This window comes from Bradyrhizobium sp. USDA 4454, assembly GCF_054822705.1.
The window spans coordinates 8,436,781-8,451,033 of sequence record NZ_JBTRCN010000001.1 but is presented as its reverse complement, the minus strand read 5'-3'; the positions used below and the strand labels follow the sequence as shown (position 1 = coordinate 8,451,033).

Genomic DNA, 14,253 nt, shown 5'->3' with positions numbered 1-14,253 from the left:
TTGCTAACGTTCGCTGGCCGGGATTGGTTGGACTGGTGCGGTCGTCGCGTGACTGTAACAGGTATCATGCGGGGGCATGGGCGTTGCGTCGTACTGCATGGCGGATATTTCCGGCCGCCGCATCCATTGCAGCTTTTCTGCCCGCTGCCGAAGCGCAAATCGCCGCCGCGCCCGGCCAGCTGCCGCCGGTCACGGTGACGTCGCCGGATCAGGCGCCGCCGAAGCGCGCCAAGCCGTCTCAGCGTCCGCACCATGCAGTTGCCGGCGGCGGTCGCAAACCAGCCGCGCCGGTGCCGAGCCAGTCCACGTCGACAACCGACGGAATCACTGGCGGGTCCGCGACGGTGTCTTCCAGTCTGCAACCGACCGCCGCCAGCGCCCGGCAGATCAGCGGGGACGAGGTGAATGCGCGGCCGGTCTCGCGGGTCGGCGAAGTCCTGGAGGCGGTGCCGGGGCTGATCGTCACCCAGCATTCCGGCGAAGGCAAAGCCAACCAGTATTTTCTGCGTGGCTTCAATCTCGACCACGGCACCGATCTCGCCATCACCGTCGACGGCATGCCGGTCAACATGCCGACCCATGGCCATGGCCAGGGCTATGCCGACATCAACTTCCTGATCCCGGAGCTGATCCAGTCGATCGACGTCCGCAAGGGTCCGTACTACGCCGACAAGGGCGACTTCGCCTCCGCCGGCGCGGTCGACATCAATTATCTCGATCGGCTTTCGAAAAACATCGTGGAGCTGACCGCCGGCAGCTTCGGCTATCAGCGCGCGATGGCCGCGGGCTCGACCAAGGTCGGAGACGGCACGCTGCTCGCCGCCTTCGAGGCCAACAAATATAACGGCCCGTGGGATGTACCTGACGATATCCGCAAGCTCAACGGCGTGCTGCGCTACAGCCAGGGCACCGCAACCGATGGCTTCTCGCTGACTGCGATGGCCTATTCCAACGGCTGGAATTCGACCGATCAGCTCGCGCAGCGCGCGATCGATCAGGGACTGATCGATCGTTACGGTTCTCTCGATCCGACCGATGGCGGCACCTCGAGCCGCTTCAGCCTGTCGGGCAATTGGGCGCAGTCGAGCGACTACGGGCAGACCAAGCTCAACGCCTATGTGATCCGCTCCTCGCTGCAGCTCTACAACGACTTCACTTATTTTCTCGACGACCCGGTCAACGGCGATCAGTTCAGCCAGATCGACCGACGCACCGTCTACGGTTTCGATGCGAGCCACGCCGCCGATATCCGCATCGCCGGCATCGAGACCCAGACCCGGTTCGGGGTGCAGACCCGCTACGACGACATCAATGTCGGTCTGTTCAAGACCGCGCAGCGCGAGATCCTGTCCACCGTGCGCAACGACCAGGTCCAGGAAGGCAGCGTCGCCCTATGGGCCGACACAACGGCGCGCTGGACCGACTGGCTGCGTACCACGGTCGGCATCCGCGAGGACTATTTCGCCGGGCACGTTCTGAGCGACACGCCGCAGAATTCCGGCAACGCGCAGGCGGCGATGACGAGCCCGAAGGCAGGAATTGTGCTCGGCCCGTGGGCCAAGACCGAGTTCTACGGCAATGCCGGCCTCGGCCTGCATTCCAACGATATCAGGGGCGCGACCATCACGGTCGATCCCAACGACAAGGTCACGCCGCTCGATCGCGTGCCGTTGCTGGTGCGCTCGAAGGGCGCCGAGTTCGGCATCCGCACTGGGGCGGTCGACGGTCTCACCTCGTCGCTTGCCATGTTCGTGCTCGACTTCGATTCCGAACTGCTGTTCGTCGGCGATGCCGGCACCACCGAGCCGAGCCGGCCGAGCCGGCGCGTCGGCGTCGAGTGGACCAACCAGTACAAACTGCTGCCGTGGATGAGCCTCGATTTCGACCTCGCCTATACCCACGCCCGCTTCACCGACTATGATCCGGTCGGCAATTTCATTCCGGGCGCACCTGGCTGGGTCGCCAGCGGCGGCGTCAGCTTCGGCCACTACACCGGCTGGTTCGGCAGCCTGCGCGCCCGCTACTTCGGCCCGCGTCCCCTGATCGAGGACGACAGCGTCCGTTCGCTGTCGTCGTTCATCGTCAACGCCCGCGCCGGTTACAAATTCGACAACCGAATGCGGTTGCAGCTCGATGTGCTCAATCTCTTCAACGCGCAGACCAACCAGATCGAATACTATTATCTGTCGCGGCTGCCGGGCGAGCCGATCGACGGCGTCGCCGATCGTCATGTGCATCCCGCCGAGCCGCTCGCCGTCCGTCTGACGCTGGCGGCAACGTTCTGATCAGTCGTACACGCGGCGGCTCGAGCTGAAATCCTCGACATCGGGGTGCACAGCGGGTGCTTCGCGATAGGGCGGCACGATCAACATCACCACCCGCCGGGTCTGGCCCGGCCTGCCCAGCAGCATCGCCCTTGCATCGAACTCGGAGCGAATGACATCCGTTGCGCGCAACGTGGTGCGCGCCATCCAGCTCAGGCAATCCGGCTGGTCGGCGAAGCACAGCGCGGCCCAGCCGCGGTCGAGCGTGGTCTTGCGCGGCAAGCCCCAGGTGTACTGATAGGCAAACGGCCGAGCATAGAACGGATGATCCGGACTGTAGAAGGCCGCAGCGAAGGCGAGCGCATCGTCGCCGCTGACGGCGGCGAGCGGCGTCCCCGCCGCGTCGTGCCATCGCGCGGTGAGCTCCGCTGCGACCGCGTGATAGAAGCCGCGGCCTTCGCCATAGCCGTAGACGTTACGATAAAGCGCGTGGAGCGGAGCGCCGACGACGGCTGCGAGAATGGCGAACCCTGCCACCATGACCGTCAGGTTCACGGTGTAGAAGCGCTCGATCGGGTAGCGCGTTGCGCACACGATCAGGACGATGAACAGGAACAGGCCCTGCACCGCCCAGAGCGAAGGCAGGTCGGTGCCGACCGCGAGCGAAACGATCGCCGGGAACAGGATGGTGCCGATGGCGACCAGCAGCAGCAAACGGAGCCCGCCGTTCATCGCCCTGAAATCCGCCGGCAGCCGCAGCAGCCGCCGGCCGGCGATGAACACCCAGGTGACTGCCGCGATCGAGATGGCCGCGATCAGCCCCATGATGAAGTACGAGACTTCCCACAGCGCGCCGACACGATCGGCGCCGGCGTGCGCGAGCGCATAATCGAACGTGGTCGCGCCGGTCGTGGCGAGCCAGTGCAGATGCGGGCCGAGCGCGAGCATTCCAGCCAGCGTCGAGATCCAGGGCGAGGCCGACAGCAGATAGCGGCGGCGACCCGGATGCAGCACGGCGGCGAACACGAAGCTTGCGATCAGGAACATCGAATAATATTTGCCGAGCATGGCGAATGCGCAGGCGACGCCCGCTGCGATCGCCCAGCCGGGCTGCCTTGGCGCCTCGAACGCGCGCAGGAAGCAATAGGTCGCCAGCGGCCAGGCGGCCAGCAGCACCGTGTTGGCGTTGAAGCGCTGGGCGTGGAATTGATAGACCGGCAGCAACATCGCCAGCAGCAACACGATCACCCGCTTCTCGCCGCGGACGAAGCGGCGCGAGATCAGGTCGACCGCACAGAGCGCCACGGCTGCGTTGACCATCGCCATCAATTGCAGCGACCAGTCGGCCAGCGGGAAGATTGTGGTCCATCCCCGCGTGATCCAGCCCATCAACGGTGGATGCTTAGGGTACCCCCATGCGAGGCGACGGCCGAGCGTCCAGGTTTCGAGCACGTCGGGATGCAGGCCGGCGCCGAGATAGGCGATGACGAGATACGCTGTCCAGATCGCGATAAAGGAAGCGAGCAGCAGCGGGATCGACCATCCGGTCTCGATCCCCTCGAGCCATGTGATGAACGGACGGCGCCACCGCGCCGGCTCTTTCTCCGACGCTGCAGCCATCGCCGAGAAATCGATCAACGAAAACACCGTAAAACTACCGAATGAGGCAAAACAGAAGCGCGCGCACTCTAGTGACGCAGCCGCGAGAACTCAACGACGAAGCCGGGTGCTAAGACGGATTCCAGATCATGGTTGACGCGGCCGAGGTCCGACAGATCGAGGCTGCCAGCGGTGCCGGTCACGCCGCCGCGGTCATTTCCGCAACCGGAAGCGCCGTCTCTTCGTCAATCGCTTCAGGAACAAGCGGCGGCGATTCTGGAAACACACCGAATTCGCCCGCTACCTCCTGGAGCGGCTTCTGCTTGTCGGCCCAGTGCAGGGCCGTGTAGTCGAAACCGTGCACGATGGTGGGTTTGACGATTTCGAAATAGGGCGAGATGTCGAAGTCGCGCGGCATGTAGAGCGAGGAGTCGCGGATATGCAGGATCTCGCGGCGCGCCTTGCGGCTCGCGGCCCGCGTGATCTTGGGCAGGATCGGATAGCGCACGGCGTCGAACGCCTGCGCGATCAAGGCCGAGCAGATGATCTTGGTCGGATCGCCGGAGCCGAACGCGATCATGCGGCGGCGCCAGCGCTGCGGGATCGGCAGCGGAAACAGATAGCGCGCGAGATCGACGATGTTCTTGGTGTCGTAGCCGAAGCCGATGCGATTGATGGCATAGCGGCACACCGTGGTGCGGTCCTCGAACGACAATCCGACCGGACGGCAGAGGCGGGTATGATAGGCGAGATATTTCGACAGCGGCGCGGAGGTCACGCCTTCGCCGATATTGGCCTCGATCAGCACATGCTGTTCGCCGTCAGGCTCGAACGCACCGTCGATCTGTCCGACGAACAGCGCGGCATGCGACCACGTCGATTGCGTGAGGTACTTGATGATGCCGGAAATGCGGTTGTTGCCTTCGACCAGTAGCACATCGCCGGGTTGCATGATGCTCCGCAGATGGTCCGGGTCGCTCGGCGTGAACGGTTCGTAACCAGGGACCTCCTTCTGCAGGTACCCCGCAATCCATTTACCGACGGTATCGAGCATTACGCCCATGGATTCCCCCCAGCGGTTCTACGACCGCTTCATTCGACTTAATCATGGTCGTAAGCCGTTGCAATTTGGTTCATGCCTGCAACCGATCAATCATGATTGATTTACCATGAGTGTTGCTGCGGTCGGTGAGATGCGGCACAGTTCGCGAAGCGTTCCCATACCCTGCAAGCCTCCGGAAACCATGCCAGAAGCTAAGTCATGACAGTGACCCGCCGCGATTTCCTGTCGGCGTCCGCAGGACTGGCGCTGGCGCCGGTGTGGGGTAGCCGGGCTGTTGCTGCGCCGCCGCCGCGCGAGGCTGACATCGTCGTGATCGGCGCCGGTGCCGCAGGCATCGCCGCGGCGCGGCGGATCGCCGCCGCAAATCGCAAGGTGATCGTGGTGGAAGCGTCCGGCCAGGTCGGCGGACGCTGCCAGACCGATGCGTCGACCTTCGGCGTGCCGTTCGACCGTGGCGCGCGCTGGATGCACAATCCCGAGACCAATCCGATGATCCGGCTGGCGCGCTCCGCCGGCCTCGACATCGTCACCGCACCCGCAGGCCAGAAGATTCGCATCGGCCGCCGCTACGCCCGTCCCGGCGAGACCGAGGAGTTTCTGGCGGCGCTGGTGCGCGCCAATCGCGCCATCGACGACGCCTCGCGCAAGGTCGATATGGCCTGCGCCGCGGCCATGCCGAAGGATCTCGGCGATTGGGCGGGCACCGCGGAGTTCCTGCTCGGCGCCAATTTCAGCGGCAAGGATCTGAAAGACCTCTCCGCTGTCGACAAGGTGCGTGCGCAGGATCGCAATACTGCGATCGCCTGCCGGCAAGGGCTCGGTGCGCTGATCGCAAAGCTCAGCGAGGGGCTGCCGCTCGTGCTGTCGACACCGGCGCAGCGTGTTCTGTGGAGCAATCGCGACGTGATGGTCGAGACGGCATCCGGCAAGATCACCGCGCGCGCCGCCATCGTCACGGTGTCGAGCAACGTGCTCGCGAGCGGCAATCTCAAGTTCGCGCCCGAGCTTCCGAAGCGCGCGCTGGACGCCGCCGCCAAGCTGACCCTCGGCAGCTACGATCGCATCGCATTGCAGATCCCCGGCAATCCGCTCGGGCTGTCGCGCGATGACGTCATCATCGAGCAGAGCAATTCGACCAGGACGGCGCTGCTCTACGGCAATATCGCAGGCTCCTCGCTGTGCACGATCGACGTTGCCGGCTCGTTCGGCCGCGACCTGTCCGCGCAAGGCGAGCAGGCGATGTCGGCGTTTGCGGTGGAATGGCTGACCAGGCTCTACGGCAGCGAGGTCGGCGGTGCCGTGAAGAAGACCAGCGTGACGCGCTGGAATGCACAGCCCTTCATTCAAGGCGCGATGTCGGCGGCGGCACCCGGCGCGCAATTCTCGCGCAAGATCCTCTCCGAGCCGATCGGCGCGATGTATCTCGCGGGCGAGGCCACGCACGAGACGCTGTGGGGCACCGTCGACGGCGCCTGGGAAAGCGGCGAGCGTGCCGCCGACGCCGCGCTGCGCAGGATCGGCGGGGCCAAGGATGCGACGCCGGAGCCCGCCGCGTCCGCCGCAAAACACAAGCGCCGCGCACCGCGATCCGCGGGGCCGATGAATTGATGGTGGGGGTGGACTGGGCATCGCAGGGAGATGTTCGGGTAATAGGTCGCCGCACAACCGTTGTTGTCCCTGCGATAGCATGCGAAAGCAGGGACCCATAACCACTGAACCCAATTGCAGAAGCGAGCTGTGGCCCCAGCGTTGCGCCGCAATGATCGCCTGTGGTTATAGGTCCCGGGTCGCGCTTCGCTTGCCCGGGACGACGGCGGGTTTGTTGCGGCGCCTCACACCGGCAATCTCAGCTCCATCAGATCCTTCGCCACCACGATCCGGCCCTTGAAATTCGTCTTCACGTCCCGCGTCCAGTCGTCGTCGGTGACGCCAGGATCGTCGCCGGGGACGAAGTGGCTCAGCACCAGCATCTTGACGCCGGCGGCGGCGGCGATGCGGCCGACGTCCTCGGTCGACGTGTGGCTGTCGAGCAGATGCTTCTTCAGCGTCGCGCCGTTCTTGGTCTTTACCACCAGGCGGTCGACCGCGGGGACATAGAGGCACTCGTGCACCAGCACGTCGGCGCCCTTGGCGAACTCGGCGAGCTTCGGATTGTAGGCAGTGTCGCTGGAGAACACGATCACGCCGTCCGGCGTCTCGAACTTGTAGGCGAAATTGTCCGTGATCGGCGGATGCGGCGTGCGGAACGCGGTGACGGTGACGTCAGGCGTCTTCAGCACCACGCCGTCTTTGGTGATGTCTTTGGCGATCAGGAGCTTGCGCGGGTCGGGGCGACCTTCGTCCTCGATCCGGGTCTCGACGTCGAATTTGTTCAGCTCCCAATACTCCTTCGTCATCGCCTCGATGCCCTTGGGACCGAACGAATGGATCGGTGTCGAGAGGCCGGCCGCCCAGGCGTTGTAGAACAGATTGCCGTATTCCAGATTGTGATCGGAATGGTGGTGGCTGATGAGGATGTACTTCACCGACGGGATCGGCATGCCGGCGCGCACCAGCTGGCGGCTGACGCCTATGCCGCAATCAATGACAAACGGCGTGTCGTTGACGACGACGAGGTTGGCGGGGTTGGAGGCGCCATTGCCGACGCGCGGGCCGCCCTTGGTGCCGAGGAACACGATGCGGGTGTGCGGTTTTGCATCTTGCGCGTGCAGGCTGGGCGCTGCGAGCACGGCGCCGCCGCCGAGCGCCAGTTTCAATGCATTGCGCCGATCGATCATCGGTTCCTCCCTGAATTCTTTGCGGCGACCCTAGCCGCCGCGCAGGATGCCATCAAGCGCCGGCAGGCCGACGATGACGGCGGCGGCGATCAGCGCGTAGCAGATCGCACGAAACACCTGCTCGCTGGCCTTGCCGAACAGCGAGGCGCCGAACCAGACGCCGATGCCATAGACCGGACCCACGATCAGCGAGAGCTTGATCGATTCAATCGTGATCAGTCCGGTGAACCAGTAGCTCACCAGCGAGAAGAAATCCGAGGCCCCGAAGAACAGCACGATGTTGGCGCGCGAGATCACCGACGAGATCGGGCGTCCAAGCCAGTAGGCGACGATTGGCGGGCCGCCGGTCTGCGCGAGGCCGCTGCAGAATCCGGAGAGGCCGCCGACGCCGATCGAGAACGCAGCGTGATCCTTGCCGTGGTAGCGCCAGCCCGACAGCAGCAGTGCGAGCAGCGCCGCGACAAAGCAGGAGATGATCCAGCGTGTCGTCACCGGCTCGAGCACGGTCAGGAAATAGGTGCCGATGGGAACGCCGACCAGCGCGCCGGCGACCATCACCGCGGTGGCCTTGCGGTCGGCGTGTCTCCAGGCGTTCGGCAGCAGCGGCGCGGCGGCGACGAAGTCGATCACGAGCAGCAGCGCCGCCACCAGCCGCGGTCCCGCAACGCTGCTCGCCAGCGGCATGAAGATCAGCGCCGAGCCGAACCCGGAGAAGCCGCGCGCCGTGCCCGACACGAACGCGATCGCACAGATCGCAAGCGCGATGCTGGTCGAGATGTCGGAGGGGATCAGGCTGAAGGAGGTCATGGGAGGATAGCGAGATCCAACTAGCTGGCAGGCAAATGAACTCAGACCCGTCATCCTGAGGTGCGAGCGGAGCGAGCCTCGAAGGATGCACGGCCCCGCCGGCGGCCGTCGACCCTTCGAGACGCGCGCAAGGGCGCGCTCCTCAGGGTGACGGTGATAGGTCCGCGTACATTCCCGATCCGCGTCCCCGAAGCGAGAGAGGGAACGCAGCAGCGGCGCACGCGGCCCGACTACCCCCGCAGCGTGCCGCCCGTCTTCTTCGTCACCTCGGCGACGACCTTGGCCGCAACCACGTCGATCTCCTGGTCGGTCATCGTCTTCTCACGCGGCTGGATCGTCACCGCGATCGCGATCGACTTCTTGTCGGGATCGATGCCCTTGCCTTCGTAGACGTCGAACACGGTCACATTGGTGATCAGCTTCTTGTCGACGCCCTGCGCCGAACGGACGATGTCGCCGGCCTTGACGCTGCGATCGACGATGAAGGCGAAGTCGCGCGACAACGGCTGGAATGCAGAGAGCTCCAGCACCGGCTTGGCGCGCGTCGCCCGCTGCTTGCCCGCCGGAATCCGCTCGAGGATCACCTCGAACACGATCATCGGGCCGTCGGCGCCGAGCGCCTCGGCCGCACGCGGGTGCAGCTCGCCAAAATATCCAAGCACGTTCTGCGGGCCGATCTGGATGGTGCCGGAACGTCCCGGATGCAGCCACGCCGGGCCGCCCGGGACGATCTGCAGCGCCTGCATCGGTGCGCCGGCAGCCGCCAGCACGGCGAAGGCGTCGGCCTTGGCATCCATTGCCTCCGCCGCAGCCGCGCCGGTCCAGTGCCGCCCGATCCCCTGCGACGAGGCGTAGCCATGGCGCACGCCGGAGGCGGCGACGAGCTGATCCTCCGGCTTGTCGCCGCGGAACACCTGGCCGACCTCGAACAGCGCGACATCGGGAGTGCCGCGGTTGATGTTGGCCTGAGTGGCGGCGACCAGGCCGGGCAGCAGGCTCGGCCGCATGTCAGAGAGATCGGCTGCGATCGGGTTGGCGAGCACGAGCTCGCTCTGGCCGCCGCCGAACAGTTTTGCCGCATCGTTGGTGATGAACGACCAGGTCACGGCCTCCACCATGCCGCGGACGCCGAGCGCGCGCTTGACGCGGCGGGTGCGCAGCTGCATCGGCGTCAGCACCGGCTTGCGCGGCTCCTCGCCACGCTCGAACGGCGTCATCGGCACCTTGTCGACGCCGACGATGCGCACGATCTCCTCGACGATGTCGGCCTTGCCCTGCACGTCGGTTCGCCACGACGGGATCGCGATCTTCACCACCGGGCCGTTGCCGGCCAGCATGAAGCCGAGCCGGGTAAGGATCAGCTTCATCTCGACCAGCGGCACCTCGATGCCGGCGAGGCGCTTCACTTCGGTGAGCGGGAAGTCGATCACGCGATCCTCGCCGAACTGCTTGCCGACCACGACGTTCTCGGACGGCGTGCCGCCGCAGAGATCCAGCACCAGCTTGGTCGCGAGCTCGAGCCCGGGCACCATGAAGGCCGGGTCCACGCCGCGCTCGAAGCGATAGCGCGCATCCGAATTGATGCCGAGCTTGCGGCCGGTCTGCGCGATGTTGATCTCGTTCCACAGCGCCGATTCGATCAGCACATCGGTGGTGTTGTCGTCGCAGCCCGAGGCCTCGCCGCCCATGATTCCGGCGAGCGATTCGACGCCGTGCTCGTCCGCGATCACGCAGATATTGCTGTCGAGCGTGTAGGTGCGGCCGTCGAGCGCGAGCAGCGTCTCGCCGTCCTTGGCGCGGCGAACGGTTAGGTTGCCCTGCACCTTCCTGGCGTCGAACACGTGAAGCGGGCGGGCGCGGTCGTAGGTCATGAAGTTGGTGATGTCGACCAGCGCGTTGATCGGACGCAGGCCGATCGAGGTCAGCCGCTTCTGCAGCCATTCCGGGGACGGACCGTTCTTCACGCCGCGCACCAGCCGCAGGGCGAAGCCCGGGCACAGCGTGGCGTCTTCGACCTTGACCTCGACCGGGCAGGGGAATTCGCCCTTGATCGGCCTGATGCCGGGATCCTTGAACTTGCCCATGTCGGCGGCGGCGAGATCGCGGGCGATGCCGTGCACGCCGGTGCAGTCCTGCCGGTTCGGCGTCAGATTGATCTCGATCGTGGGATCGCCGAGCCCGGCCCAGTCGGCATAACCCTTGCCGAGCGGCGCGTCCGCCGGCAGCTCCATGATGCCGTCATGGTCTTCCGAGATCTGCAACTCGGCCGCCGAGCACAGCATGCCGCGGCTCTCGACGCCGCGGATCGTGCCGACGCCGAGCGTGATGTTCTTGCCGGGGATGTAGGTGCCGGGCGGCGAGAACACGCTGATCAACCCGGCCCGCGCATTCGGGGCACCGCACACCACCTGCACTGGCTCAGCCCCGTCGCCGGTGTCGACCATGCACACCCGCAAACGATCCGCATTCGGATGCTGCTCGGCCGAGATCACGCGCGCGATGGTGAACGGCGAAAGCTGCTTCGCCTTGTCCTCGATGTTCTCGACCTCGAGCCCGATCATGGTGAGCTTGTCGGCGAGCTTGTCGAGCGGCTCGTCGGTCTCGAGATGTTCCTTCAGCCAGGAGAGGGTGAACTTCATGGCTGCATGCCTCGGTTCTTGTTGGTGTCCATTGCGATACTTGCGACGGCGGCAGGGCTCCCTCCCCCACGCAACCGGGGTCTACCCCGGTTGCGCATCATAAATTTGCGCAAGTCGGGCAAGCCCGACTTGCGGCGGGGGAGGGTTGGGGAGAGGGGTACGCCGCTTGCTCGGAACGACGTTGCGTTGCGGGCAGCGCCAGCAACATCGAAGCAAAAAGGACTCGCGGAGATGTACTGCCTAGCGACTGCGATCAGCGCCCGCGGCCACCCCTCTCCCTGAGCCTCCCCCGCAAGGGGGGAGGGAACGGAGAGAGTCTTTGCAACGTCGTTTGCGCGCAGCGACATCACGTGCTCAGCCCGCCCGCGATCGTCGGGATGTCGAGCGGCTTGAAGCCGTAATGGTTGAGCCAGCGGATGTCGTTCTCGAACAGCTGGCGGAGATCGGCGATGCCGTATTTCAGCATCGCGATGCGGTCGATGCCCATGCCCCAGGCGAAGCCCTGGTAGACGTCGGGATCGATACCGCAGGCGCGCAGCACGTTCGGGTGCACCATGCCGCAGCCGAGGATCTCCATCCAGTCCTCGCCCTCGCCGAAGCGGATCTCGCCCTTGTCGCGGCGGCACTGGATGTCGACCTCGAGCGACGGCTCGGTGAACGGGAAGAACGACGGCCGGAACCGCATGTTGATGTGGTCGACCTCGAAGAACGCCTTGCAGAACTCGTGCAGGATCCATTTCAGGTGACCGAGATGCGAGCCCTTGTCGATCACGAGGCCTTCGACCTGGTGAAATTGCGGCGTGTGGGTCGCATCCGAGTCGATGCGATAGGTGCGGCCCGGGCAGATCACGCGGATCGGCGGTGTCTGGCTCAGCATCGTGCGCACCTGCACCGGCGAGGTGTGGGTGCGCAGCAGCATGCGCGAGCCATCCTGCTTCGGCTTGAAGAAGAAGGTGTCGTGCATCTCGCGGGCCGGATGGCCCTCGGGGAAGTTCAGCTTGGTGAAGTTATAGTCATCGGTCTCGATGTCCGGACCTTCGGCGACCGCAAAGCCCATGTCGGCGAAGATCGTGGTGAGCTCGTCCCACACCTGGCTCAGCGGATGGATGCGGCCGGTCTCCGCCGACGTCTCGCGCAGCGGCAGCGTGACATCGATGGTCTCCGCGGCAAGGCGCGCATCGAGCGCGGCGGCTTTCAGAACGTCGCGCCTGGCCGCGAGCGCCTGCGTCACCGCGTCCTTGGCGAGGTTGATCTTGGCACCCTCGGTCTTGCGCTCCTCCGGCGACATCTTGCCGAGGGTGGCGAGCAAGGCCGAGATCGCCCCCTTCTTGCCGAGCGCGGCGACCCGCACCGCCTCGAGGGCGGCCTCGTCACCGGCCGAGGCGATCTGGTCGAGGATGGATTGTTCGAGCGTTGCGAGGTCGGACACGGTCAATTCCTGCGCTTGAGCGGAGCATGATCTGGAGGGAAGAACCGGAAGCGGACCGGGCCCCGACTTGCGGACCATGCGCGAAAATTCGGCTGGGTTGTCGCCGCCCGAAGGCCGTAACGTCAAGCAAAAAGCCGGTCATTTCGGGCCCAAGTCGTTTTCGGGTTTATGGCGGGCTGCGTTGAACCCGGCGCGGAGGCCGCGCTACCCAAGGGGAGTTGGAGGAGACCCACGCGATGTTGCTGCGATCCTGCCTGGCCGTTCCAGCGGTCCTGTTGATGCTCGGAACAGCGGATGCCGCGACCGAGGCATGCCCCGCCAAATCGACCCAGATGGACGACATCATCACGGAGCTCGAGAAGGCGCCGAGCTGCAACCGCGCGATGAAGGTCTTCGAGGCGTGCGAATACGGCGCCAGCGGGGACATCCAGTTCGGCGAGGTGGTCGAGAAGAAATGCGAGGCAGACTTTCTGGCCGGCCTCAAGGGCGCGCCGAAGAAGGCCTATACCAGCCAGCTCAAACGCTGTGACCACAAATACGACAACGAAAGCGGCACCATGTACCGCTCGTTCACAGCGTTCTGCAGGGCGATCGTCGCCCAGCGCTTTTCGCAGAAGGCGCTGAAAGCGGGCCCCAAGGCCCGCTAGGCCTTATTTGAGCATGATCTGATCGGAAAACCGGTAGCCACTTTTCCGGATCATGCTCTGATCAGGCCGCCAGCGCCGCCTTGGCCTTCTCGGCGATCGCCTGGAACGCCACCGGCTCGTGGATCGCGAGATCCGACAGCACCTTGCGGTCGACCACGACGCCCGACTTGGACAGGCCGTTGATGAACACGCTGTAGGTCATGCCGAACGGACGGACCGCGGCATTGATGCGCTGGATCCAGAGCGCGCGGAAGGTGCGCTTCTTGCGCTTGCGGTCGCGGAAGGCGTACTGGCCGGCCTTTTCGACCGCCTGCTTGGCGATCCGGATGGTGTTCTTGCGGCGGCCATAATAGCCCTTGGCGGCCTTGTAGACTTTCTTGTGCTTGGCGTGAGCGGTCACACCGCGTTTGACGCGAGACATGACGGAAATCCTTGATCTGGAAGAGGTGACGGGGCGCCGCGCAGCCGCGGCGAGGGTTCAAGCGGATCGGCGCGATCAGGCGTTCGGCAAGAAGTACTTCTTGACGTTGTCGCCGTCGGTCTTGAACAGCACGCGGGTGCCGCGGAGCTGACGGATCTGCTTCTTCGTCCGCTTGATCATGCCGTGGCGCTTGCCGCGCTGGGCGTGCATGACTTTGCCAGTGGCGGTCACCTTGAAGCGCTTTTTGGCGCCCGACTTGGTCTTCAACTTGGGCATTTGGCTCTCCTGTCGCACAGCACGAAGACCGCCCCGAGAGGCGTCCGGCCGGCTAAAATGCTCGTTAGAGCGTTGAAAGTGCTAAGGTTTTTTCCGAATTGAAAGAACCTGCACTGGACGTCGCCACGGCAGCCCTTGATCAGCCGGGCGGCGAAGGCCCGGCTTATGACAGAGGATCGGCGGTTTTGCAACGTTTGAGACAGCCAAACAGGCCGGGAACCGGGTAGCCCGGATGGAGCGAAGCGCAATCCGGGGCAGCTGCCGCCGCGGATCCACTTCCCGGATTTCGCTGCGCTTCATCCGGGCTACGGGTTCGAAATAGAAGTGGCCC

Annotated in this window: 11 protein-coding genes; 3 read left to right on the top strand and 8 right to left on the bottom strand. The window is 65.1% G+C overall.

The features are described from left to right. The first annotated feature begins 83 nt into the window (after positions 1 to 83). Positions 84 to 2,285: a TonB-dependent receptor gene (locus tag ACVIW0_RS39290; RefSeq protein ID WP_461357107.1), complete on the top strand. Its 2,202-nt coding sequence runs from the start codon at positions 84 to 86 to the stop codon at positions 2,283 to 2,285. Here the strand turns inward: ACVIW0_RS39290 and ACVIW0_RS39285 are convergent, their stop codons facing one another. Both ACVIW0_RS39285 and ACVIW0_RS39280 read right to left on the bottom strand, forming a co-directional pair. Next, the gene (locus ACVIW0_RS39285) at positions 2,286 to 3,884 is read right to left on the bottom strand and encodes a glycosyltransferase family 39 protein (RefSeq protein WP_461357106.1); all 1,599 of its coding nucleotides are present in this window, start codon (positions 3,882 to 3,884) and stop codon (positions 2,286 to 2,288) included. A 178-nt stretch (positions 3,885 to 4,062) separates the two neighbouring features. Beyond that, on the bottom strand, positions 4,063 to 4,926 hold the full coding sequence (locus ACVIW0_RS39280; protein WP_461357105.1) for a YiiX/YebB-like N1pC/P60 family cysteine hydrolase: 864 nt from the start codon (positions 4,924 to 4,926) through the stop codon (positions 4,063 to 4,065). A 198-nt stretch (positions 4,927 to 5,124) separates the two neighbouring features. Here ACVIW0_RS39280 and ACVIW0_RS39275 point away from each other — a divergent pair, with 198 nt between their 5' ends. Beyond that, positions 5,125 to 6,534: a flavin monoamine oxidase family protein gene (locus tag ACVIW0_RS39275; RefSeq protein WP_461357104.1), complete on the top strand. Its 1,410-nt coding sequence runs from the start codon at positions 5,125 to 5,127 to the stop codon at positions 6,532 to 6,534. Between the two features lie 224 nt (positions 6,535 to 6,758). On the opposite strand, the gene ACVIW0_RS39270 is transcribed toward ACVIW0_RS39275, so the two are convergent. The 4 genes from ACVIW0_RS39270 to pheS all read right to left on the bottom strand — a co-directional run bounded on the left by ACVIW0_RS39270 (position 6,759) and on the right by pheS (position 12,578). Next, entirely contained in the window at positions 6,759 to 7,703 is a 945-nt protein-coding gene (locus ACVIW0_RS39270) for an MBL fold metallo-hydrolase (protein WP_461357103.1), read from the bottom strand. Positions 7,704 to 7,733: 30 nt separating this feature from the next. Continuing rightward, on the bottom strand, positions 7,734 to 8,510 hold the full coding sequence (locus tag ACVIW0_RS39265) for a sulfite exporter TauE/SafE family protein (RefSeq protein ID WP_461357102.1): 777 nt from the start codon (positions 8,508 to 8,510) through the stop codon (positions 7,734 to 7,736). Between the two features lie 230 nt (positions 8,511 to 8,740). Continuing rightward, positions 8,741 to 11,149 (bottom strand): phenylalanine--tRNA ligase subunit beta, encoded by a 2,409-nt coding sequence (gene pheT / locus ACVIW0_RS39260; protein WP_461357101.1) that lies wholly within the window; start codon positions 11,147 to 11,149, stop codon positions 8,741 to 8,743. A gap of 346 nt (positions 11,150 to 11,495) precedes the next feature. Next, the gene (gene pheS, locus ACVIW0_RS39255; protein WP_461357100.1) at positions 11,496 to 12,578 is read right to left on the bottom strand and encodes a phenylalanine--tRNA ligase subunit alpha; all 1,083 of its coding nucleotides are present in this window, start codon (positions 12,576 to 12,578) and stop codon (positions 11,496 to 11,498) included. Positions 12,579 to 12,814: 236 nt separating this feature from the next. Here pheS and ACVIW0_RS39250 point away from each other — a divergent pair, with 236 nt between their 5' ends. After that, on the top strand, positions 12,815 to 13,225 hold the full coding sequence (locus ACVIW0_RS39250; protein ID WP_461357099.1) for a hypothetical protein: 411 nt from the start codon (positions 12,815 to 12,817) through the stop codon (positions 13,223 to 13,225). Positions 13,226 to 13,286: 61 nt separating this feature from the next. On the opposite strand, the gene rplT is transcribed toward ACVIW0_RS39250, so the two are convergent. Beyond that, on the bottom strand, positions 13,287 to 13,646 hold the full coding sequence (gene rplT / locus ACVIW0_RS39245; RefSeq protein WP_461357098.1) for a 50S ribosomal protein L20: 360 nt from the start codon (positions 13,644 to 13,646) through the stop codon (positions 13,287 to 13,289). 75 nt (positions 13,647 to 13,721) lie between these two features. Further along, positions 13,722 to 13,922 carry a 50S ribosomal protein L35 gene (gene rpmI, locus ACVIW0_RS39240; protein ID WP_008539890.1) on the bottom strand — a complete coding sequence of 67 codons (201 nt, stop codon included), beginning with the start codon at positions 13,920 to 13,922 and terminating at the stop codon, positions 13,722 to 13,724. Positions 13,923 to 14,253 lie beyond the last annotated feature (331 nt).